This is a genomic window from Nitrosospira multiformis (assembly GCF_900103165.1).
GTDB classification, from domain to species: domain Bacteria; phylum Pseudomonadota; class Gammaproteobacteria; order Burkholderiales; family Nitrosomonadaceae; genus Nitrosospira; species Nitrosospira multiformis_D.
The window spans coordinates 819,827-842,628 of the sequence record NZ_FNKY01000001.1; the positions used below are offsets into that span (position 1 = coordinate 819,827).

The 22,802-nt window shown below is 53.7% G+C and carries 18 protein-coding genes and 1 riboswitch; of the genes, 4 read left to right on the plus strand and 14 right to left on the minus strand.

Annotation, left to right across the window (positions count from 1 at the left end; translation table 11 throughout):
* Positions 1-160: 160 nt before the first annotated feature.
* The 5 genes from hslU to dapF all read right to left on the minus strand — a co-directional run bounded on the left by hslU (position 161) and on the right by dapF (position 4,859).
* A complete protein-coding gene (gene hslU, locus BLR00_RS03740) occupies positions 161-1,492 on the minus strand; it encodes an ATP-dependent protease ATPase subunit HslU (RefSeq protein ID WP_074630869.1) in 1,332 nt (443 codons plus the stop codon).
* Positions 1,493-1,661: 169 nt separating this feature from the next.
* Positions 1,662-2,198 carry an ATP-dependent protease subunit HslV gene (hslV, locus tag BLR00_RS03745; RefSeq protein WP_074630870.1) on the minus strand — a complete coding sequence of 179 codons (537 nt, stop codon included), beginning with the start codon at positions 2,196-2,198 and terminating at the stop codon, positions 1,662-1,664.
* A gap of 131 nt (positions 2,199-2,329) precedes the next feature.
* The gene (gene xerC / locus BLR00_RS03750) at positions 2,330-3,241 is read right to left on the minus strand and encodes a tyrosine recombinase XerC (RefSeq protein WP_074630871.1); all 912 of its coding nucleotides are present in this window, start codon (positions 3,239-3,241) and stop codon (positions 2,330-2,332) included.
* A gap of 52 nt (positions 3,242-3,293) precedes the next feature.
* Entirely contained in the window at positions 3,294-3,962 is a 669-nt protein-coding gene (locus BLR00_RS03755; RefSeq protein WP_074630872.1) for a DUF484 family protein, read from the minus strand.
* 57 nt (positions 3,963-4,019) lie between these two features.
* Entirely contained in the window at positions 4,020-4,859 is an 840-nt protein-coding gene (dapF, locus tag BLR00_RS03760; protein WP_074630873.1) for a diaminopimelate epimerase, read from the minus strand.
* Positions 4,860-5,255: 396 nt separating this feature from the next.
* On the opposite strand from dapF, the gene metK reads away from it, so the two are divergent.
* From metK to metF, 3 genes are all read left to right on the plus strand, one after another.
* Positions 5,256-6,437 (plus strand): methionine adenosyltransferase, encoded by a 1,182-nt coding sequence (metK, locus tag BLR00_RS03765; RefSeq protein ID WP_074634117.1) that lies wholly within the window; start codon positions 5,256-5,258, stop codon positions 6,435-6,437.
* Positions 6,438-6,468: 31 nt separating this feature from the next.
* Positions 6,469-6,546, plus strand: a riboswitch (S-adenosyl-L-homocysteine riboswitch).
* Between the two features lie 17 nt (positions 6,547-6,563).
* A complete protein-coding gene (ahcY, locus tag BLR00_RS03770; protein ID WP_074630874.1) occupies positions 6,564-8,033 on the plus strand; it encodes an adenosylhomocysteinase in 1,470 nt (489 codons plus the stop codon).
* 151 nt (positions 8,034-8,184) lie between these two features.
* Positions 8,185-9,030 carry a methylenetetrahydrofolate reductase [NAD(P)H] gene (metF, locus tag BLR00_RS03775; protein WP_074630875.1) on the plus strand — a complete coding sequence of 282 codons (846 nt, stop codon included), beginning with the start codon at positions 8,185-8,187 and terminating at the stop codon, positions 9,028-9,030.
* Between the two features lie 80 nt (positions 9,031-9,110).
* On the opposite strand, the gene BLR00_RS03780 is transcribed toward metF, so the two are convergent.
* Entirely contained in the window at positions 9,111-10,361 is a 1,251-nt protein-coding gene (locus tag BLR00_RS03780; RefSeq protein ID WP_074630876.1) for a pyridoxal-phosphate-dependent aminotransferase family protein, read from the minus strand.
* A 464-nt stretch (positions 10,362-10,825) separates the two neighbouring features.
* Between BLR00_RS03780 and ydiK the strand changes: the two genes are divergently transcribed.
* Complete coding sequence (ydiK, locus tag BLR00_RS03785) at positions 10,826-11,911, plus strand: AI-2E family transporter YdiK (protein ID WP_218124306.1); 1,086 nt, start codon at positions 10,826-10,828, stop codon at positions 11,909-11,911.
* A gap of 173 nt (positions 11,912-12,084) precedes the next feature.
* On the opposite strand, the gene BLR00_RS03790 is transcribed toward ydiK, so the two are convergent.
* The 8 genes from BLR00_RS03790 to BLR00_RS03825 form a co-directional block, all read right to left on the minus strand.
* Positions 12,085-12,369: a hypothetical protein gene (locus BLR00_RS03790; RefSeq protein ID WP_074630878.1), complete on the minus strand. Its 285-nt coding sequence runs from the start codon at positions 12,367-12,369 to the stop codon at positions 12,085-12,087.
* Between the two features lie 59 nt (positions 12,370-12,428).
* On the minus strand, positions 12,429-13,880 hold the full coding sequence (locus BLR00_RS03795) for an efflux transporter outer membrane subunit (RefSeq protein ID WP_074630879.1): 1,452 nt from the start codon (positions 13,878-13,880) through the stop codon (positions 12,429-12,431).
* Positions 13,881-17,084 (minus strand): efflux RND transporter permease subunit, encoded by a 3,204-nt coding sequence (locus BLR00_RS03800; RefSeq protein ID WP_074630880.1) that lies wholly within the window; start codon positions 17,082-17,084, stop codon positions 13,881-13,883.
* A 13-nt stretch (positions 17,085-17,097) separates the two neighbouring features.
* The gene (locus tag BLR00_RS03805) at positions 17,098-18,387 is read right to left on the minus strand and encodes an efflux RND transporter periplasmic adaptor subunit (RefSeq protein WP_081346632.1); all 1,290 of its coding nucleotides are present in this window, start codon (positions 18,385-18,387) and stop codon (positions 17,098-17,100) included.
* 16 nt (positions 18,388-18,403) lie between these two features.
* Positions 18,404-18,652, minus strand: a complete 249-nt coding sequence (locus tag BLR00_RS03810; RefSeq protein WP_074630881.1) for a hypothetical protein — start codon at positions 18,650-18,652, stop codon at positions 18,404-18,406.
* A 48-nt stretch (positions 18,653-18,700) separates the two neighbouring features.
* The gene (gene ppk2 / locus BLR00_RS03815) at positions 18,701-19,543 is read right to left on the minus strand and encodes a polyphosphate kinase 2 (RefSeq protein WP_081346633.1); all 843 of its coding nucleotides are present in this window, start codon (positions 19,541-19,543) and stop codon (positions 18,701-18,703) included.
* Between the two features lie 15 nt (positions 19,544-19,558).
* On the minus strand, positions 19,559-21,280 hold the full coding sequence (locus BLR00_RS03820) for a SulP family inorganic anion transporter (RefSeq protein ID WP_074630883.1): 1,722 nt from the start codon (positions 21,278-21,280) through the stop codon (positions 19,559-19,561).
* Positions 21,281-21,712: 432 nt separating this feature from the next.
* Entirely contained in the window at positions 21,713-22,747 is a 1,035-nt protein-coding gene (locus BLR00_RS03825; RefSeq protein ID WP_074630884.1) for a septal ring lytic transglycosylase RlpA family protein, read from the minus strand.
* Between the last annotated feature and the right edge of the window lie 55 nt (positions 22,748-22,802).

The following is a 22,802-nucleotide window of genomic DNA, read 5'->3' on the forward strand; positions in this document are numbered from 1 at the left end:
ATATAGTTTGAAAAACAGAGTGGGCGGCGTGAAGACTTGGAGCAAACGCCGCAGGTTGGGATTGTAACAGATCACACCCTGGCGCGCGCTGTTTGGCTGAGATGCGCGAAGCCAGGATCAAGAGCTACCGAATAAATCCCGAATTTATGAAACGTCCGGGTTAAAGTACGTAGCGGGCTAAATCTTCGCTTTGGGATAGGCTATTGAGTCGTACATCCACGTATGCGGCATCAATGACGACGGTATCGCCGCTATGTTTCTCGGCATCAAAGGAAACGTCTTCCAGAAGTTTTTCCATCACGGTGTAAAGACGTCTCGCGCCGATATTCTCGGTTTTTTCGTTAACCGCAAAAGCGATTTCCGCCAGGCGTTTAACCGCATCGGGTGTAAATTCCAGCTTGATTCCCTCAGTTTCCAGCAGTGCCTCATATTGGCGTGTCAGACAGGCATCGGTATTGGTGAGGATTTGTACAAAGTCTTGAGCGCTAAGACTGGCCAGTTCGACGCGAATGGGGAAACGGCCCTGCAATTCGGGAATCAGATCGGAAGGCTTGGCGAGATGGAATGCGCCGCTGGCGATGAACAGGATATGATCAGTTTTGATCATGCCGTATTTCGTGGAAACCGTGGTGCCCTCCACCAGCGGCAACAGGTCCCGTTGTACGCCCTGGCGCGATACATCCGCTCCGGAAGTCTCCGAGCGGCTGGTGATCTTGTCGATTTCGTCGAGGAACACAATACCGTTCTGTTCAACATTCTGCACTGAGCGAAGTTTCAACTCCTCATCATTGACGAGTTTGGAGGCTTCTTCATCGGTAATAAGTTTCATTGCCTCACGGATTCTCAGCTTACGGGTTTTTTTTCTTTCCCCGCCCAGATTCTGGAACATACCTTGAATTTGCGTGGTCAGCTCTTCCATTCCCGGCGGCGCAAAAATTTCCATGTGGGCATGCGCCGCTGAAATTTCGATTTCAATTTCTTTGTCGTTGAGTTCGCCTTCGCGCAGTTTCTTGCGGAATTTCTGCCGGGTGGTATTGTCGCCTTCATCCGCTTCCATTTGAGAACCCATCTCTCTCGCCGCTGGCAGCAACGCGTCGAGGATACGCTCTTCAGCATGGTCTTCCGCGCGAGCCCTCATCTTCTGGGTTTCCTGTTCGCGGGATTGCTTGATGGCGGATTCCACCAGATCGCGAATGATGGAGTCCACATCGCGCCCTACATAACCGACTTCAGTGAACTTGGTGGCTTCCACCTTGATGAATGGCGCATCGGCGAGTTTCGCGAGACGGCGTGCGATCTCGGTCTTGCCGACTCCAGTAGGACCGATCATCAAAATATTTTTCGGCGTGATTTCCTGCCGTAGAGGATCCATTACCTGCTGCCTGCGCCAGCGATTTCTGAGCGCAATGGCCACCGAGCGCTTGGCGGCATCTTGGCCGATAATGTGCTTGTCCAGTTCATGGACGATTTCCTGCGGAGTCAGTTGGGACATGGTTTCAGGGTATCAGTGATAAAGTGGCGGGATAGGTGAAACCTAAGATGAGAAGCAGGTTTAAGCGGATATACGGGAGTAAAGGATGCTTCGCCGGAGGCGTTCGGTAAAAGATACCGTATCTACTCTTGTATTCACTACGTCTCACCGTTTGTGTTGAGCTTGCACATTACTCCAGAACTTCGATTATATGGTTCTGATTAGTATAGATACACAAGTCGCCCGCTATGGTAAGCGACTTCTTGACGATTTCCAGCGGCATCAGGCTGGTGTTTTCCAGGAGCGCGCGCGCCGCGGAGTGAGCGTAAGAGCCTCCGCTGCCGATCGCAGCAAGCCCCAGTTCGGGCTCAATCACATCACCCGATCCCGTAATGATCAGTGTGGTTTCGGGATCCGCAACAACCAGCATTGCTTCCAGCCGGCGTAAAATGCGGTCAGTGCGCCAATCCTTCGCCAGTTCCACCGCCGAACGCATGAGATGTCCCTGATGTTTCTCAAGCTTGCCTTCAAACCGTTCGAACAAGGTAAAAGCGTCGGCTGTGCCACCCGCAAATCCCGCAAGAATTTTGTCATGGTAGAGTCTGCGCACCTTGCGAGCGCTGGCCTTGGCTACGATGGCGCCCAAGGTTACCTGGCCATCGCCTCCGAGCGCCACTTGCGTGCCGCGCCGCGCCGAAAGTATGGTGGTACCGCGAAGTTCTGGCATGTATTAGCGCAATATGAGTGAGAGCGCAGATTATACCTAAATCCGGTGGTTGATCGCTCATTTTTAAGCCATTTCTCAGTTTAAGCGCTATGACTAGGTGGACTATCAGGATCCGCGCTACCTCTCCAGGTTCAACCTTTCTCTTTCTTCTTCCTGGCACGCGGATGCGCCGCATCGTAGACTTTCGCCAAATGCTGGAAATCAAGATGGGTATAAATTTGCGTGGTGCTGATACTGGCGTGTCCCAGCATCTCCTGCACTGCGCGCAAGTCGCCGCTGGATTGCAGCAGATGGGAGGCAAATGAATGCCGCAGAACGTGGGGATGAATATTGGTGCCGATTCCCTGCCGCGCCGCCTGAATTTTTAACCGCTGACCGATGGATCGCGGACTGATGTTTCTTCCGTACCGCGACAAGAATAGCGCGGTCGCGCCGGGTTTGATCAGCACTTCGCGCAATTTCAGCCATTCGCGCAGGATGCGCGCCGCCTGGCTGCCTATGGGCACTATACGGATCTTGCCGCCTTTGCCGGTAACGCGCGCTGCGCCGTCGGAAAAACTCACATCCCTGGGCTGCAGGCCAGTAAGCTCCGCCAGCCGGAGTCCCGAGGAATAACACAGCTCAAACATGGCCTTGTCTCGTAATGCCATGGGGTCATTATCAACAGGGAAGTCCAGCAGCTTCGCGGCCTCGTCGGGTGAAAGCGTATGGGGCAAGCTTCGGGGCGATTTTGGGGCGTGGACCCCGGCGCACGGATTGCAAGCATAGCCGTAATCACGTGCCAGGTAGCGGTAAAAGCCACGCCATGCTGATAGCATTCTGGCCAGACTTTTTCCGGAAAATCCTTTTCCATGGCGTTGCGCGACAAAGCGGCGAATATGATGAATTCGCAATTGATCGAGCGATGTTTCATGCGCGAAGTTGAGCAGGACGGCAATATCACGCGCATAACTTTCGCAAGTGAGCGATGACAAGCGCCGTTCATTGACAAGATGGGAAAGATAGGCGGCGGCTAGCGCAGCCTGGTTATCTCCGGACGTCATAGTGGCCATTATGCCGGCGTTATTTTCGGATATTCATACGTTTTTTCGATTTCTAGAATTGTCCAGCGGGTCTGTATCGGACCAATGCGGCGCTTACCAGTTCGCCAAGCTGTGTCAGATACAGAGTTCCCATTTCCGGATAAAAGCGCTGGGGGTCTTCGCTTCCCATTACCAGCAGACCGATGGTTTGCTCCGCTCGCAGAGGCATCATCGCAAACGAACGCAGGCGAACAGCGCTTTCCCCGAACCAATCTTTGATTTCATCCAGTACATGGGGGCCGCAATAAGGATGCAGCAGACTCTCCACCACGATGTGAACATCAGCACTCGTTTGAGTAAATTCCGGAAGCGCCGGATCTTCGGCGGTTATATTCCATAATCTTAGCGCCATATGAGGTATGGAGAAATCCTCCCGCAGATTAAAATTCAGTCGATGTAGTAAATCATTCAGACACGTGAAAGTAAGCAGCATGACGGCGAGACGATGCATTTTTTGATTGATGGCGCTATTTTCCTCGCCAAATCTGATCAATTCACCTAACTTGCTCTGCAGGATGTGGTTTTTATCCCGTAGTGCGACGATTTGCCGCTCGCTGATGGGAATGGCTCTGCCATCATGCGCGTAAGGAACCTGAATATCCGCCAGCATGCCGGCATACTCGTCAAAAAATTGGGGGTATTCCCGTAGATATTGGGCGACTTCTTCCGAGCTGAGTTTCATGTTTTCCCCTGGTTAAACTTTAAGGAACCCCTATATATCCTCGCGCTTCCGGCGGACTTATTCAGCGATCCCCAAATTGATCTCTCCGTCAAACACGGTAATAGCGGGACCCGTCATCCAGACCGGTTGATTCTCGCCTTCCCAGCGGATGAATAAATCGCCGCTGCGAAAACTGACTGTAACCGCTGATTCCAGTAACCCGCGTTGAATACCCGTCACCACGGCGGCGCAAGCTCCTGTGCCGCAAGCCAGTGTTTCACCCGCACCGCGCTCATACACTCGTAACCGGATATGACCGCGATCTATCACCTGCATATATCCGGCGTTGACCCGCCTGGGGAAACGGGGATGGCGCTCAATCAGCACACCTTCAGTCAATACTGGAGCATGATCCACGTCTGCTACCCATTGCACTGCGTGAGGGTTACCCATGGAAACGGCGCTGATTTCTATCTGCCTGCCGCCGATATCGAGTGGATAAGTCAGTGCGCGTTTTTCGGCGATAAAGGGAATTTCCTCTGGTTCAAACCTCGGTGTGCCCATATTGACGGTAACTTCGCCGTTGGCCTCCAACCGGGGAACGATCAGGCCGCCATGTGTTTCCACGCGAATTTCATTTTTATTTGTCAGCCCCCGGTCATGCACATAGCGAACGAAGCAGCGCGCGCCGTTACCGCATTGTTCCACCTCGCCGCCATCAGCATTGAAAATGCGATAGCGAAAATCAGCGTCGCCTTCAGCAGCCTCTATCAACAGAATCTGATCACAGCCGATGCCAAAATGACGATCGGCGAGCAGCCGCAATTGCTCCGGCTTCAGAAATGGGGATTGATTTATCCCGTCAATAACGACAAAATCATTGCCCAGCCCATGCATTTTAGTAAACTTGAGTTTCATTAATAAGCCGCCGGTTTCATTGGACGATTCATCGATTCTCAGCGGAAAGCCAACGAATATATATTCCCCAGCGTGAGTTTGTTACAGGAAGATACCCCTGTCAATCGGCTGCTGCGCTGGCACTATCAATTCCTTCGCTATAAATCCGGTTGAGGATGAAGTGCGGTCAGCGGAGTGGGTGTGTTGCGCGGCGGGGATGCGGAAAGAGAAAGATCGAGTATACAATTTAAGCTTGGCAAGGACCGTGGCTACCTATACTGTACGAAAGAGAAGTTCAACACTGCGCGGATATGCGGGAAGAGCAGCCCCGTGGGTTGTACTATAGTCTGTCTTCTTAATATGCACGTAATTTGGTATCCTACAGTCCCTTTATAAAACTATATGCGGCTGGACAATATGAGTGAATATCTTTTTACCTCCGAATCCGTGTCTGAAGGTCATCCCGACAAGGTGGCCGATCAGATTTCCGACTCAATCCTGGATGCCATCCTGGCCCAGGATGCCAATGCCCGAGTAGCTTGCGAGACCCTGTGCAGCACGGGTCTGATCGTTATGTCGGGTGAAATTACCACTGAAGCCAACGTCGATTATATGCAAGTCGCGCGCGCGGCCGTCAAGCGTATCGGTTACAACAGCTCCGATATCGGATTTGACTATCATACTTGTGCTGTATTGACTGCCTTCAACAAACAGTCCGCTGATATTGCGCAAGGGGTAAATCGCACCAAAGAAGAAGAAATGGATCAGGGGGCGGGCGATCAGGGATTGATGTTTGGCTACGCATGCGACGAGACGCCGCAACTGATGCCGATGCCGATTTACTATGCTCATCGCCTGATGGAACGGCAAGCAGAACTGAGAAAAGATGGGCGTCTGCCATGGCTGCGTCCGGATGCCAAGTCGCAGGTGTCAGTGCGCTATCTGAACGGGAAGCCGCAACGCATCGAAACTGTGGTGATATCCACCCAGCACAATCCGGACATTCCCCACGCGGAACTGAGTGAAGCGGTCATCGAGGAAATCATTAAACCGGTACTTCCGAAAGATATGCTGAATAGCCAGACCCGTTACCTGGTCAACCCTACCGGCCGCTTCGTCGTGGGGGGACCGATGGGCGACTGCGGATTGACTGGCCGCAAGATTATCGTCGACAGCTATGGTGGGACAGCCCATCATGGCGGCGGCGCTTTCTCAGGTAAGGATCCCTCCAAGGTGGATCGCTCCGCGGCCTATGCCGGGCGTTATGTAGCCAAGAATATCGTTGCCGCAGGGATCGCCAGCAGGTGCGAAGTACAGATAGCCTATGCTATTGGTGTGGCGCGCCCGGTTTCGCTAATGGTTGATACTTACGGAACCGGCAAAATTTCCGACGATAAAATCGTCAAGCTGATCGAACGGCATTTCGATTTGCGTCCGCGTGCTATTATTCATACGCTCAATCTGCTGCGGCCAATTTACCAGAAAACAGCTGCCTATGGCCACTTTGGTCGGGATGAACCGGAATTCACCTGGGAGGCTACCGACAAAGCCGCGCAACTTCGCACCGATGCGGGGATCGAGATAGCGGTTGAAGCATAAGCAATAGGTTCACGTCAGTTTAAATCCCTCCCCGGTTGAGGAGCGCTGCAGCGGGCAGAGTCCCGTGAGGCTCGGCGGGGGAGGATCGCAATAACGGCGCTCGTTCATTTTTCAGGAGATTATTCCATGAACGCTGTGCTCAGTCCATCTACACCTATACCCGCTTCTACGCTTACCAATAGCGAATTTACCGATTATAAAGTCGCCGATATGTCCCTGGCGGGATGGGGGCGCAAGGAAATAGCCATCGCCGAAACCGAAATGCCCGGTCTGATGGCGCTACGTGAAGAGTATGCCGATGCGAAACCTCTGGCAGGTGCGCGTATTGCCGGTTCCCTCCATATGACTATTCAGACGGCGGTACTGATCGAGACCCTGATCAGGTTGGGTGCGGAAGTGCGCTGGGCTTCGTGCAATATTTTTTCCACCCAGGATCATGCAGCGGCGGCGATCGCAGCGGAAGGCATTCCGGTGTTTGCCTACAAGGGTGAGTCGCTGGATGACTATTGGGAATATACCCACCGTATCTTTGAATGGTCCGGTGACGGGAAATCGAGTGTGAACAGTACGCCCAATATGATTCTGGACGATGGTGGCGATGCAACGCTGCTGATCATTCTCGGCAGCAGGGCGGAAAAAGACCCGTCGGTCATCGCTAATCCCGCCAATGAAGAAGAACACGCATTGTTCGCGGCAATCCGGAAAAGGCTGGATACTCAGCCTGGCTGGTATTCCAGCAGACTCGCCAATATTCGTGGTGTGACGGAGGAAACCACTACTGGCGTTCACCGTTTGTACGAAATGCAAAAGAAAGGCGAACTGCCATTTCCGGCATTCAACGTCAACGATTCGGTCACCAAGTCCAAGTTCGATAATCTTTATGGTTGCCGTGAGTCGCTGGTGGACGGTATCAAGCGTGCTACCGATGTAATGATTGCCGGCAAGATTGCGCTGGTGTGTGGCTATGGGGATGTGGGTAAAGGCTGCGCTCAATCCCTGCGTGGTTTGGGGGCGACCGTGTGGATTACCGAGATTGATCCGATTTGCGCGCTGCAAGCCGCCATGGAAGGTTATCGTGTCGTCACCATGGACGAAGTTTGCGATCAGGCTGACATTTTCGTTACTGCCACGGGCAATCTGCGCGTCATTACCCATGATCACATGCTGAGAATGAAAGACCAGGCCATCGTTTGCAATATCGGCCATTTCGATTCTGAAATAGACATTGCCTCCGTCCAGAAATACCAATGGGAAAACATCAAGCCGCAAGTGGATCATGTCATTTTCCCAACAGGCCGGCGTATTATCGTGTTGGCGCAGGGACGTCTGGTGAATCTGGGTTGCGCCACCGGCCACCCCTCATTTGTCATGTCCAGTTCATTTACCAATCAAGTGCTCGCACAAATGGAGCTTTGGCAAAATGGCGCCAACTACCAAAAGAATGTCTATGTGCTGCCCAAGCACCTGGATGAAAAGGTGGCGCGACTGCACATCAAGAAGCTGGGAGTCAGACTTACCGAACTGACTGACGAACAGGCAAAATACTTGAATCTGGATAAAAACGGACCCTATAAGCCGGCAATGTACCGGTATTGATTTTAGGGCAAAATCGCGCGCCCCTGCTGGCAAGCAGGGGCTTATCCGGTTTTCTGGGTTATGAAGCGTACGGAGCTGATGAGGGATAGATAATCTCTATCTTTCACCTTTTATCATCTCTATGTCTTTGCATCGCCGCAACTGACAAACAATGGAATCACAAAAAAAATTCGCTCCCACTTTCAGTTTCGAGTTTTTCCCACCGCAAACGCGGGAGGGGATAGAGAAGCTGCGTGCTACGCGCAAACAATTGGCGCAACTTAACCCAAAGTTTTTTTCGGTGACATTTGGCGCGGGAGGTTCGACCCGGGACCGCACCCTTGAAACAGTGCTGGAAATTCAGGCGGAAGGATATGCGGCCGCCCCCCATCTTTCCTGCATCGGTTCGACCAGAGAGAATATTCGTACCATGTTGCAAAAATATCGAGACGGGGGTATTCGTCATATTGTCGCCTTGCGTGGCGACTTGCCCTCAGGCATGGCGCAGTGGGGAGAATTTCGCTACGCAGATGAACTGGTGAGCTTCATCCGTAAGGAATTTGGTAATGCGTTTCATATCGAAGTGGCTTCATATCCGGAATGTCATCCTCAGGCGGACTCGGCACAGGATGACTTGCTGAACTTCAAGCGCAAGGTGGAGGCAGGAGCGGATTCCGTTATCACCCAGTATTTCTACAATGCCGATGCCTACTTCAATTTCATTGAAGCGTGTGAAGAGATGGGTATCGGCGTTCCAATCGTGCCCGGTATCATGCCAATCAATAAATTTTCCCAGCTGGCGAGATTCTCGGATTCCTGCGGTGCGGAGATCCCGCGCTGGATCAGGAAAAAACTGGAAGGATATGGAGATGACAGTGCATCAATACGCGCGTTCGGGCTGGATGTCGTGACCGACTTATGCGACAGGCTGCTTAGCGCAGGCGCGCCGGGATTGCACTTTTATACGTTGAATTCAGCGGGGTTGACAACTACCATCTGGCAACGCTTGGGATTGTAACGCCAAATTGAGCAGACAACATCTCTCCCTCTTATTGCGTAGGGAGGGAGAAATGGGTCTGTCTGGCCTGGTATTATTAATCAAGCCACCGCTACAGCTTTTACCGGAGCGGCCTGCCGAGGCAGGGGATTGGCCGCATAAGCGTAATGCGCCGCCGACTCGGCTGTACCGTATTCAATTTTCTTACCCATGTCAGAGAATACCGTTTCCAGCGCGTTCAGGCATAGCATCACGTTTTCCATTTTGCTCGAGTAGCCCATCAGACCGAAACGCCAGATCTTTCCGGCGAGGTCGCCCAGCCCCGCGCCGATTTCCAGACTATAATCTGCGAGCAACCGGCGGCGTACTTCCTTCTCATCGATGCCGTCCGGCACGTAGACCGAATTGAGCTGGGGCAGGCGGGATTTCTCTTCCACCAGATACTCGATACCGAGCGTTTCCAGCCCCGCTTTCAGCGCCGTGTGGTTACGCTGATGACGCGCCCAGGAATGTTCCAGCCCTTCCTCATACAGCATGACCAGAGCCTCATGCAATGCATAGAGCGCATTGGTGGGAGCGGTGTGATGGTAAGTGCGGGTGGTGCCCCAGTAACCGAGCAACAGGTTCAAATCCATAAACCAGCTTTGTACTTTACCCTTGCGATTCTTGACCAGTTCCACCACACGCTCCGAAAAGCTTACAGGCGATAAACCTGGCGGGCATGACAGGCATTTCTGGCTGCCGGAATAAATGGCGTCGATCTTCCATTCGTCAACCTTGAGGGGGGAACCGGCCAGCGAGGTGACGGTATCCACAATGGTGAGGCAATTATGGCGATGCGCAATTTCGCATAGTAATTTCGCATCCGACAGCGCGCCGGTGGATGTTTCAGCATGAACGAAAGCAACGATCTTCGTATCGGGATTCTGTTTCAGTGCATCTTCCACTTTTTGCGGATCAACCGGGGCTCCCCACTTGTCTTCCACCACCACTGCGATACCGCCGCAGCGTTGCACGTTCTCGATCATGCGCCCGCCAAATACGCCGTTGCGGCACACAATCACCTTATCGCCGGGGTTGACCATGTTGACGAAACACATTTCCATCCCGACCGAGCCCGGACCGGAAACCGGAAAAGTCAGTAAATTAGAGGTCTGAAAGGTATAACGCAGCAGGCTCTTCAATTCCTCCATCATATCCGTGAACACCGGATCAAGGTGACCCAGTGTCGGGCGGGCCATGGCGGATAATACGCGGGGATGGGTATCCGACGGTCCCGGCCCCATCAAAACACGTTGGGGGGGATAGAACGTGCTAACTTTTTTGGCGGGATAAAAATGTTTGGCGGTCATGAATGATCCTGATGTAGTGGTGAGCTGAATTGGTTGGAGAAGAATCTTGATTTTATCAAGTGACGGGAGATTTTGCTATCGGCAAATGAAGCCAGACCGGCATCGGTTTTTTTCCTAAACACAAAGGTGCGGGTCCGTGATGTAAAAAATTATTACAGGACATAGTGTTAAACTGAAAGATGCACGGTTAACAGCCGGATTTAGGTCCAAGCTTTGGTACTGCCGGGTTAATAAAAGGAATCGGACGTGGCGCTACCGGCCAACGCATGAAACTTGGTGTTTCTCGGCCATTCTGTTTACGCAAGATTTCTGGATATGAGCTATGCTTAAAATGAAAGGACGGCATATTCCTGATGATCGATCAGGATTATCAACTTTTTATCAAGAGAGCTATGATACGGTAGTCATGGAACATCTTTCAGTTTGGTGCGTATGGCATATAGTCGTCTTGCAGGAGTATTTCTTTGATTAAGAGGCCCGACCTTACCAGTAATTTGCTCAGCGTGCTCGTCATCAGCCTGCTAATCGCGGGTAGTCTGTGGGTGATGGAGCCATTTTTGCCCGCGGCGATCTGGGCGACCATGATAGTCGTGGCAACGTGGCCGATCATGATTATGGTGCAGCGGCGTTTGGGTGGGCGGCGGGGTCCAGCGGTGGCGGTAATGGTATTGGCCATGACAGTGATTATTGGACTGCCTTTAGCCATGGCGATCAGCACGATCATTGATAATGCCGTCAACGTGGCCAATCTGGTAAAAAACTTGCCGAACTATCATTTGCCGGTTCCACCAGACTGGTTGCGTGGCATTCCGCTAGTGGGCGAGCGCCTCTGGAATGAATGGCAAGCCATCTCGAATGCGGGTGCCGCCAGCCTTACCGACAAAATCCAGCCTTATGCCAGCAGAATTGCCAACTGGGCGCTAAGCCAGATGAATAGTGTGGCCATGCTGTTTATTCACCTGCTACTCACTTTAATAGTTTCTGCTATTTTTTATGCCCGCGGTGAAATAGCAGTTGCCGGTGTCGCCCGCTTTGCCAGGCGTCTGGCTGGTCCACGCGGTGAGGATGCGGTTCAACTCGCCGGTCAATCCATTCGCGCCGTCGCATTAGGTATCGTTTTCACCGCCATTGCTCAGTCGGCGCTGGGCGGCCTTGGCCTATGGACTGCCGGGGTGCCGTTTGCCGGTGTGCTGACTGCCATTATGCTGTTCTTTTGTATTATCCAGGTAGGCCCGGGCATACCATTACTGGGCGGGGTTATCTGGCTGTTTTATCAAGGCGATCAAACATGGGGTTTCATACTGCTGGTGTGGGCCATTCTTGTCGGCTTGATGGACAATGTCTTGCGCCCTGTCTTGATCAGACGGGGTGCCAATTTGCCGATACTTCTGATTCTGATAGGCGTGCTGGGTGGCATCCTTACCTTCGGCATCATTGGTCTGTTTATTGGTCCGGTCATTCTTGCGGTAACTTACACGCTGACGAATGCCTGGATCGCTGATGGAGAGGCGAAGGAAGCGGAGGCGGAACTGCCGCCGAGTAGCCTATGACCACTGCTCAGCAGTACCCGGGGCGAACCAAATATAAATTTCCTGCCGCTGACATGATCATACGTCAACGTTAAAGAACATGTCCTTAACGTGTGGCAGGTTGTGTTCCCAAGACCTCCGAGTCAAACAGGCGGCTTGGATTAATTGGATGGCAAGGCGGCGGGAAATTACAGTTAATCCCCCTTTGCCTTTTCGTTTTCCAGCGCCTTGGCGGTAATTTCATGGTACATGTGTATCACTTGACAAACCAGGGGTTCGTATTCCGGATGCTTGCCGACCATCGTCCTGATGTTGGCGAATTCTCTAAAAATCGTTTCAAGGAATGTAATATCGAACTCATCGAGTAATCCACCTTGATCAATTCTTTCTTTGATTGCAAGCGCTCGTGGAAGCCTTTGCGTTTGGAATCTCTCCAGCAGAGCCAGTACGACCCCCTTTTCTTCCGTCGATTCATCCATGGTCTAATCCTCCTCGGTTGAATGAATTATCCTGAATCCTGAACTTTCTGAAACGTTCTTCAATTTTTGACTGGCACCGCTTGCTTCGATACCTGGTCGGCCTCGGCTACCCATCCCCCGCCAAGTACCATGTAGAGATTGATGAGTGAACCGAATACCGTGCCCTGAATTTGCGCGAAGCTGGTTTCGGCCTCGAACAGGCTGCGCTCGGAATCAAGCACCTCGATATAACTGGTATAGCCTTCGTCGTAGCGTAACCGAGCCATCTCGTTATAATCACGTAGCGCGTCGACCCGGCGACCCTGAGGAGTGAGCTGCTCACGTGTTTTCTGCACGGATATGAGTGCATCCTCCACTTCTTTAAATGCAACCAGGATTGCTTGCTCATACTGCAACAGTGCTTGTTGATGCCGTCCTTCAGCTTGCTTTACCTGGCCGGCGATACCGCCAGCGGTAAAAATCGGTATCGAAGTCATTACGCCAAAAGCGGCAATGCGCGCAGGACTGGAAAACATGCCTGAAAGATGGTTGCTCGCTACGCCGAGTAGACCTGTCAGGGAAATTCTCGGCAAGTATAGTGCGCGCGCCGCGCCAATTTCCGCGTTGGCTGCGATCAATTTCTGTTCTGCTTGCTGAAGGTCAGGGCGGCGCACGAGCAATTCGGAGGGCAACCCTGCCGACACCACCGGCAGACTGAGTTCCTTGAGCTCCCTTCCGCGCGGGATCGGGCCGGGAGGACGGCCGAGCAACACCGAGAGTGCGTTTTCCTGCTGCGCGATCTGGGATTCAAGCGGGGGAATCGCAGCTGCGGCCACTTCGTATTGCGACCGGATTTGTGAAAGCTCCATCTGCGAAATGACGCCACCGGCAAAACGCAGCTCGAACACCTCCACCGATTGCGCACGGCTCACCGCCGTCCTTTTTGCGATATCGAGCTGCCGATCCAGCGCCAGCAGATTGATATAAGACGACGCGACCGAAGAGACAAGCGTCAATATGGTCGCACGGCGACCTTCTTCCGAAGCAAGCAGCTGCGCACGCGCAGCCTCGCTCAGCCGTCGTATGCGCCCCCAGATATCGAGTTCCCAGCTCGCGTTGATCGATACGGTGTAAAGATTCCATGATCGAGTGATATCGGATGCGAGGGGGGGAGGCAGCGTAAGCGAGTTGATATTGTTGTGCCTCGCGCCAACTTGTCCGCCAATCTGCGGAAACAGTTCCGAGCGTGTGGCGCCGTAGTGGCCCTGAAATTCCATGATGCGCGCGGCGGCGACCCCTACGTTCTTGTTTTCCGCAAGCGCTGCCTTGATCAGATCGTTCATGACGGGATCCTGGAATTGCTCCCACCACATGGTATCGGCAATATCCTGTGTTTGCTTGTTGTCGAAACGGAATGTCTTCGGTATCTCAGTTTCGGGGCGCCGGTAGTCAGGCCCAAACATGCAACCGCCAAGCATGAGCATGAGTGTCAGGCAGAGCAGGCGTGTACGCGAAAAGACGGGAGTCGGCATTCAGTCTCCCTCACTCGTATTCTTTGGAACGGCTTCAGGAGCCATTACAGGAGCTGGGCTGCCTGTAGCTGAGGCTTTCCGCTTGCTACCCATTTTTTCGGACAGCGTTTCAATCGCCCAGTAGAACATCGGGATGAAGAATACCGCGATCACCGTGGCACCCAGCATACCGCCAATGACCCCGGTCCCAATTGAATGCTTGCTGTTGGCGGAGACGCCCATTGAGATCGCCAGCGGCACGCAACCCAGGATGAAGGCGAGCGAGGTCATCACGATTGGCCGTAGCCGGTCCCGCGCCGAGTTGATGGCGGAATCATAGATTGATTGGCCCGCTTCGCGGTTCATCACCGCATATTCGAAGATCAGGATCGCATTCTTGGCCGCAAGCGCGACCAGCATCGTCAGCCCGATCTGGAAGTAGATGTCATTGTTAAGGCCGCGCAGCAGGATCGCAAGCAATGCTCCGAACAACGCGAAGGGGACCGCGGTCAGCACACCCAGCGGCAACGACCATTTCTCGTATTGTGCCGCAAGGATCAGGAATACCATGATCAGGCCAAACACGAACACTATAGACGAGGCACCGCCAGATTTCTTTTCTTCATAGGTTTGGCCGCTCCACTCGCTACCAAATTCAAGGGGCAAGACCTCCGCCGCGGTTTCTTCCATTGCCGCAATAGCCTGTCCCGAACTGAAGCCTGGCGCGGGCTCGGCTGTAATTTTTACCGCTGGAAAGTTGTTGAAGCGCGTGACCATATCCGGTCCCGTGATGAAATGCGTGGTGGCGACCGCGCTGAGGGGCACCATGCTGCCATCTTTGCTGCGCACATAGATACGGTCGATATCCTTTGCCGTCAAGCGGTAAGCAGGCGCTCCCTGGATAATCACCTGAAACAGGCGGCTGAATTTGGCGAATTGCGATACGTAGAGTGAGCCGAACATTGTCTGCATCGCGGTATAAACATCCTGTACCGGCACACCCAGCGTTTCTGCCTTTTCACGATCGACATCGACGCGCAACTGTTGCGCGAATGCGTTGTAAGTCGAGGCAACTTTGGTCAATTCCGGGCGCTCCTTGGCCTTGGCCAGGTATTTCTGTACGATCTCCGCGATCTGGGCGCTATTGGCATCGCCCTTGCTCAGGATATACATTTCCATGCCGCCGGTTGTGCCCAGCCCCGGGATCGAAGGCGGGTTGATCGGTAGGATAAGCCCCTCCTTGACGCCTGAGAAAGTTTTGAAAGCATCCATCATCACGGCACGCGCGTTCTGGGTGCGGATGTTATCGGACGAGTAACGTTCTTCAAAATCCTTGAAACCCACAAAAAATACCGCGGCGTTGCTTTTATTCTGACTATCGAGCAGGCTAAAGCCATCTATGACCACGATGGATTTGGTCGCCGGGCTCTTCATGAAGTAGTCGGTTGCGTGTCGACTGACGTTGCTGGTGCGGTCGAGGCCCGCGGCATCGGGCATGATAACCGCCCCGAGTAAGTACCCCTGATCCTCCGGCGGCAAAAACGAACCCGGAATGTGTTTTATCAGCCCGAAGGCAATGGCGAGCATGCCGGCGAACAGCATGAGTGCCAGGCTGACGCGTTTAATCATAAAACGCACGCCGTGAACGTAGCCTTCAGTCATACGCGCGAATTTGGCATCGAACCATTTAAAAAAACGATTCTTTTCGCCGTGGCCAGGTTTGAGCAGCAGCGTCGCGAGGGCGGGCGACAGTGTCAGCGCCACGATGCCGGATAGCACCACTGAAATCGCGATCGTGATCGCGAACTGCTTGTAGAGTTGGCCGGTAATGCCGGGTATGAACGCAACAGGAATGAACACGGCACACAATACCAGCACGATTGCGATCAGCGCGCCACCGACTTCGTCCATCGCCTTTCTTGCCGCATCACGCGGAGACAAGCCATACTTGGCCATGTTGTGTTCGACCGCCTCGATGACCACGATCGCATCGTCGACGACAATACCGATTGCAAGCACCATGCCAAACAACGTAAGCATATTGATCGAAAAACCCAACGCGGTCATTCCGATCGCCGTGCCGATGATGGAGATCGGTACCGCGATAACCGGAATCAGGGTGGCGCGCAGGTTTTGCAGGAACAGGAACACCACCATCACGACGAGTACCAGCGCTTCGAAGAAAGTATGGATCACGGATTCGATCGACGCGCGCGTGAACGCGGTAGTGTCCATGATGATTTCATACTCGATACCTTGAGGGAACGAGCTTTCCATCCCTTTCAGCGTCGCGCGTACCGCCTTTGAGACGTCGAGCGCGTTGGCGCCTGGCTGCTGGTAGACAGCAATCGCCGTTGCAGGCCTGCCCTGGCGAGTGGTGCGCAGGGAGTAATCTTTTTGGCCAAGCTCCGCGTGGCCGACATCTTTCAACCGCACAATCGCAGCGCCTCCACTGGCGGCACGGATGATGATATTGTCGAATTCGGCCGGCGTGCTCAAACGGCCTTCGGTGGTGATGGCGAACGATTGCTCGACCGCACCCTTGGTCGGCGACTGGCCGATGCTGCCGACCGCGAATTGCTCGTTCTGATTGGCAACCGCCTGCTGTACATCGGTGGCGGTGACACCCAATGCGGCCATGCGGTCCGGCTTGAGCCAGATGCGCATCGCATAGTCGGGCATGCCGAAGATGGAAGCCTGACCAGCGCCGGGGATGCGTTTTATGGCATCGAGCACATAAATACTTGCATAATTTGCGATGTAACCCGGATCGTAGCGCTCGTCGGGGGAGTAGACCGCAATCACCATCATGAATGCAGAAGATTTCTTCTGCACCGAGACACCTTGAGCCTGCACCGAGGAGGGAAGCTGCGGCAATGCCAGGTTCACACGGTTTTGTACATCCACCTGCGCGAGCGATGGATCAACGTCAATCTCAAAAAAAGCGGACAACGTCATGAGGCCGGCCGACGAACTCGTCGACGACATGTACAGTAGTTTGTCTGCGCCATTGACCTGCTGTTCGATCGGAGCCGCGACATTCTGTGCGGCTACTTCGGCTGATGCCCCAGGATAGGTAGCCGTCACTGAAATCTGTACCGGCGTGATGTCCGGATACTGCGCAACCGGCAGGTTGTACAATGCCACCGCGCCCGCCAGTGTAATGACGATCGAAATGACCGATGCGAATATCGGCCGGTCGATGCAATAGTGCGAGATGCTCATCTAGTACGCTCGCTTATTCCGCCGGTTTCTCACTGGAGGACGGCGGTTTAGGTTGGGACTCTTCCTGTTCCGGCGATGAACTGAGCGTTTCATTGGGTGAGCTCTTTACCGCATCAGCGGGTATCGTGGCGCCCGTAGTGGCGGGCGTGACAACCACCTTGAGCGTGGCACCCGGTGAAACCCTGATCGCGCCGTCGACCACGATGCGCTCCCCAGCGTTCAGACCCTGACTGATGAACCAGTCATCTCCCTGCCAGTCCCCGGCCTCAACTTCACGTTTTTCAGCCTTGCCATCCTTGTCTATGATCCATACGTAATGGCCTTTCGCACCTTGCAGCACCGCGCGCTGCGGGATCAGAATGCCGTTGGGCCGTATCGCGCCTTTGACGTGAGCACGCACAAACTGTCCTGGACGTAATTCGCCCTTGGAATTGGCAAGCTCCGTGCGTACCAGGAAAGTACCCGTTTCCTTGGAAAACGATGGCTCGGCAAAACTGATGCGCCCGAGATTCGGAAACACCGAACCGTCGGCCAGAGTTACCTCAACTTCGAAAAGACTGCGAGGGGGAAACTTGAGCCGTCCTTTGGCGATTTCATCACGCAACTTGAGCATTTCATTCTCGGAGATGCTGAAGTTGACCCATATTGGGTCGAGTTGCGCTACATACGTCAGCAACCCACCCTCACCGGGGGTCAAAAAGCTGCCTTCCTGTTTTTTGGTGAAGCTCGATAGTCCGGTGAGTGGAGAAGAGAGCGTGGTATAACTCAAATTCAGTTGTGCGGTTTGTACTTCTCCCTGCGCCGCGAATACCGCCGCTTTTGCCTGTTGCTCGTTACCCACCGCGTCGTCAAGGTCCTTTTTACTGAGTGCGTTTTTCTCAGTCAACGGTCTTACCCGTGCGAGGGTTGCTTCAGCCACACTCAGCCGTGCCTGTTGTTGTGCCAGTTGACCTTTGGCCGACTGCAGCGCGGCCTCGAACGGTTTACGGTCCATCTGGAACATTTTCTGTCCCGCCTTCACCAGTTCGCCCTCAGTATACAGACGCTTTTCGAGGAAGCCCTCAACCCGGGCGCGAATCTCGACTTCGCGCGAACTCTGCGTTTGCGCCACGAATTCAAACTCGACCGGAGTATCCCGTGGCGCGACAGTGACGGCGGTTACCTCTACCGATGGCGGGCTGGCCGGGGGTGGCGGCTTGCTGCAACCCGTAAACAGCGTAAAAATCATGCCAGCCAGCAGTAGCGAAGTGCCGTGCGGCGAACATGGATGGAGAGTGCGTCGCTCTAACGGAAGGATGTTCATAAAGTGGACCCCTCGATCAAGACAATATCAAGCCCAGTTTAAGAGGGAAACCGATCACGCGCAGCGGAATGGCGCTGCCCCGGTGTTGCTCTTTTCTTTTCTTCTCGCCTACCGAGACTTTACTGAATTCATAGGTTTCCGCCGCTTGCTGTCCATTACCTTCACTTCTTGCCGCCGAGCATGCCGCTAACGTTAAGCCATTATCAGAAAATGGGCTTACTATACTGATATTTTTATGAAGTAACAATGCATCAAGCTCAAGCATATCCGGACTTGGCTCTCCCCCCATCGCCCCGCCCTGCTTGGAATCCCGTCAGAATTTCTCAGGTATATAGCGATAAGGATGTTGCGAGGGCTGGTAACCATCCGATTTTTGTCGCGGCGGCAATTTTACTTTCTTTTGCGGTAAATCCTTGTAGGGGATCAGGCTTAACAGATGAGAAATGCAATTAAGCCGTGCACGCCGCTTGTTGTCCGATTTAACTACGTGCCAGGGAGCATGTTCACTGTCGGTGGCGGCAAACATCTCATCGCGTGCACGGGAAAAATCGTACCAGCGGCGGTGTGCCTCCAGATCCATCGGCGACAGCTTCCACGGCTTGCGTGGATCCTCGATTCGTTGTTTGAAGCGCCGGGTCTGTTCTTCCATCCCCACCTCAAACCAGTACTTCACCAGGATGATACCAGCATCAACGATGTACTTTTCGAATGTGGGTACCAGTTCGAGAAAACGTTTGCACTTGGCTTCGCTGGTGAACCCCATGACGCGCTCGACGCCGGCCCGGTTGTACCAGCTGCGATCAAAGATCACTATCTCGCCTCCGGCGGGATAATGTGCAAGGTAGCGCTGCATGTACATCTGGGTCTTTTCGCGCTCGGTTGGCGCTGGCAGCGCTACCGTACGAAATATGCGCGGATTCACGCGTTCAGTGATTCGCTTGATAACTCCGCCCTTGCCGGCGGCATCGCGCCCCTCGAATATTACGATCACCCGTGCGCCGGTTTCCTGTGCCCAGAATTGTAGTTTGACCAATTCGGCGTGAAGCTTGAACATCTCCTGCTCATATTCCTTGAGCTTGATCTTTTTGGTTGTGCCGCCGGGTCCACCGGTTACAGTTTGTGCTTGTTTTTTGTCCTTCTTCGTTTTCTTGTCCATGGCAATTCCTTTCATTCAGGTTGATGATGAGGTGGAAGTAGGTGCTGCTGCAACGGGACTACTATTAAGAAAAGCTTGTACTGCGCTCCGGATTGAGGGAAAGATGTGATTGCTGCCGATCCGGTCAGCCAGGCCGGATCGTTTCAGCATGCTCAGGAATCGACCGCGCGGACGGGCGATAGCAAATGTAATCCCATGCTCAGCGAGTTCAGCGCGCAGCGATTCCAAGGACTCCACGCCGGTCACATCAAGGAAATTCGCTGGCTCAGCCACATAAAGAAACCAGCGCAAATCCGGACCCGCTTCGGCCACCCGAGCGCGGACACGGCGCTTCAGGTAATCCGCGTTAAAGAAAAGCGGCGCCCCGTCGAACCGGTATATGAGAAGGCCAGGGATGGTTTCCGCACCCGCTTGCCCGGTGATTTCGTTATAGCCATCGAGTCCCGGTACTCGGCCAATAATAGCTTCATTGGGGCGCGAAGCCGCCTGCAATAACTTTGCTATGGCCAGGCTGATTGCCAGCAGAATGCCCGGCACGATACCCAGCGCAATCACAGCTACAGTGGTCACGATGGAATGCCAGAATTCGAATCGGCTGAGAAAATAGACTTTCCGCAGGCTGCGGATATCCAGAAGCTTGAAGCCGGCAACGAGCAACACCGCACCCAGGGCCGCTACAGGAACAAAAGCCAGCGGCGCAGTAAGAAAAAGCAGCACCAATGCGGTGCATCCTGCTGCAACCAGGCTCGTTATCTGGGTCTTGCCACCCACCAGGTCATTTACCGCAGTGCGCGAGTCAGCGCCGCTGATGACAAATCCATGTGACAGGCCAGTCATGACATTGGCAGCGCCGAGCGCGACAAGGTCACGGTTGGCATCGATTACATAGTGGTTTTTGGCTGCAAAAATACGGGCTGTCAGCACTGCGCTACAGAAGCTTACAACCGCTATACCGAGCGCCCCGCTCAGGAGTGCTTCGATTTCGTCTAGACCGGCTGCTGGCAGTGATAAGGATGGCAATCCAGCAGGCACTGATCCTACTAGTTTCAAGTCGTACGCACCAAGGTTCAGCAGATAAACCGCCAGTCCGCCGAAAACAATACCTGCAAGCGGTCCCGGTACCCGCGGCGCCTTCTTCCCCAGTAACAGAATCAGCGCCAGGACTCCACCGCCGAGCGCCAGCGTCGGTAAGTGCGTTTCCCGCAAGCGGGACGCAAACTCCAGAATGATAAGAGAAAATCGGTGTGCCTCTGCGGAGAACCCCAGAACCTTTCCCAGTTGGCCTACGATAATACTTAAAGCGATTCCGTTCATTAAGCCGGTCAGAACCGGCCGAGATAGGAAGTCCGCAAGAAAACCCAGCCGTGTTATGCCCCCCAGAATGCAGAGCCCGCCTACAAGTAGTCCTAAAATAGCAGAGAAGACAGCATATTTTTCCGGATCGCCTGCGGCGAGCGGCACCAGTACCGCTGCTACGATGGCGCAAGTCGCGGCATCCGGACCGACGATCAGTTGCCGCGAGCTGCCAAACAATGCGTAGGCGACTAACGGCAGCATACTTGCGTACAGTCCTACCTCAGGCCCGAAACCAGCAAGCTGGGCGTAGGCGATAGCGGTAGGTATCTGAATTGCTGCCACCGACATTCCCGCTACAAAGTCATTACGCAGCCATTCAACGCGATAAGTACGAACAGTATGAAGGAGTGGCACCCAGTATTCGAGCTTTGCTAATAACATCAAGCTACCCCGCTACAGGTTCTACCTGGATCTTGACGGAATCTGCTTTTATATCAAATTCAATGCAACATCAATTACACCCTGCTATTCGTTGGCAGGAACTGATGAGCGGATAGCTATTATTAAAGAAGACTTCTTTCGAAAAATCAAGGTTGGTGCAAATTCTATCGTTTCATCCATCGCATAAATTCCTGGTGCCGATAACGGGGAGAACTGCCTCCTTCGAGCCCATCATGATTATGTCGTGCAGGCCAATAGACCGGAGCGATCTTAGTTCGGGGTGTTGTCTATAGTCGGGGTGAGTCCCTATCCAACCCAGTTGACTATATTCGAGCGGCTCAGGGTAGTGCAGGCTGAATGATGCGAAGAATGTATGGCGGATAGATTATGTTTCCGGGTGACTCATGAAATAGATGAGTCACACATGGGAATTTATCGTACCAGCAACATCGGTTTGATGGAGAGCGTCTGGGCAATTTTATCGGCCGCCTGCCTGGCTAGCAGTCGATCGGAATAAGGGCCGGCATGGACTTTGAACAAGCCATCTTTCGCAATGATGCCCAGGATGTTGGTCAAGGAAGGAAGCTCTGCGCGCATGTGCGTGAGGAAATTATCCGCATTGTCGTAGGCGCTGAATGCGCCCAATTGCAGGTAGATCCCGCTTACATCGTTAGCGGTAGCGACGGGAGAAGTATCGGAAGCAGCTGCATCCGCATAGGCGGGTACGGGGATTGCTCTCGGCAAGTCTGGTTTGGCTTCGCTATTTCGTTTCTCTGTAACAAACGAAAGTTGAGGAGATACTTTCTCACGAGCAGTGACCGGCGCCAGCGCATCAACGGGAGCCGGAGTAATCCGCGCAATTGATTCCGTGTTAGGAAGGATGCTTTCCACTTCCACCCAGGCGCTACCACCATCCAGCACGCCGAGTTTGTGAGCCGCAGTATAGGAAAGATCGATCAGGCGATCAGAATGAAACGGTCCACGGTCATTGATGCGCACGATCACGGATTTTCCGCTCTGGATGTTGGTGACGCGGGCGTAGCTGGGTAACGGCAACGTGGGGTGAGCGGCAGTCATGGTGTACATATCGTAGACTTCGCCGGATGCTGTTTTCTGTCCGTGGTAACGGCGGCCATACCAGGACGCCACCCCGCGTTTCCGGTACGATTCCCGGGTGGTCATCGGCGTGTAGGATTTCCCTAGCGCCACGTAAGGCCGCATGTTGGCTGGGCGCAGAGGCTCATCCCGCGGCACGGCGTCGGGAATGGAAGCAAGGTCGGCTGGTGGATTGTCGCCGGGGCCGTCATCCAGATAATAGCCGCCCTTTCTCGCCGCAACACTCGATTTTGCCGAGGTGGCGGAAGGTGTTTTTTCCACGGTATCACGTTTCAAGGCACTGCTGCAGCCCGCAATGAAAACGATCATGGCTACCGCGATAATCCTCAAAATCTGTTCTTGACCCGTCATTTTTTCGCTTTGATTCTTCAAGTCCGGCGGACTGCCAGAATAGTGAACGACACGC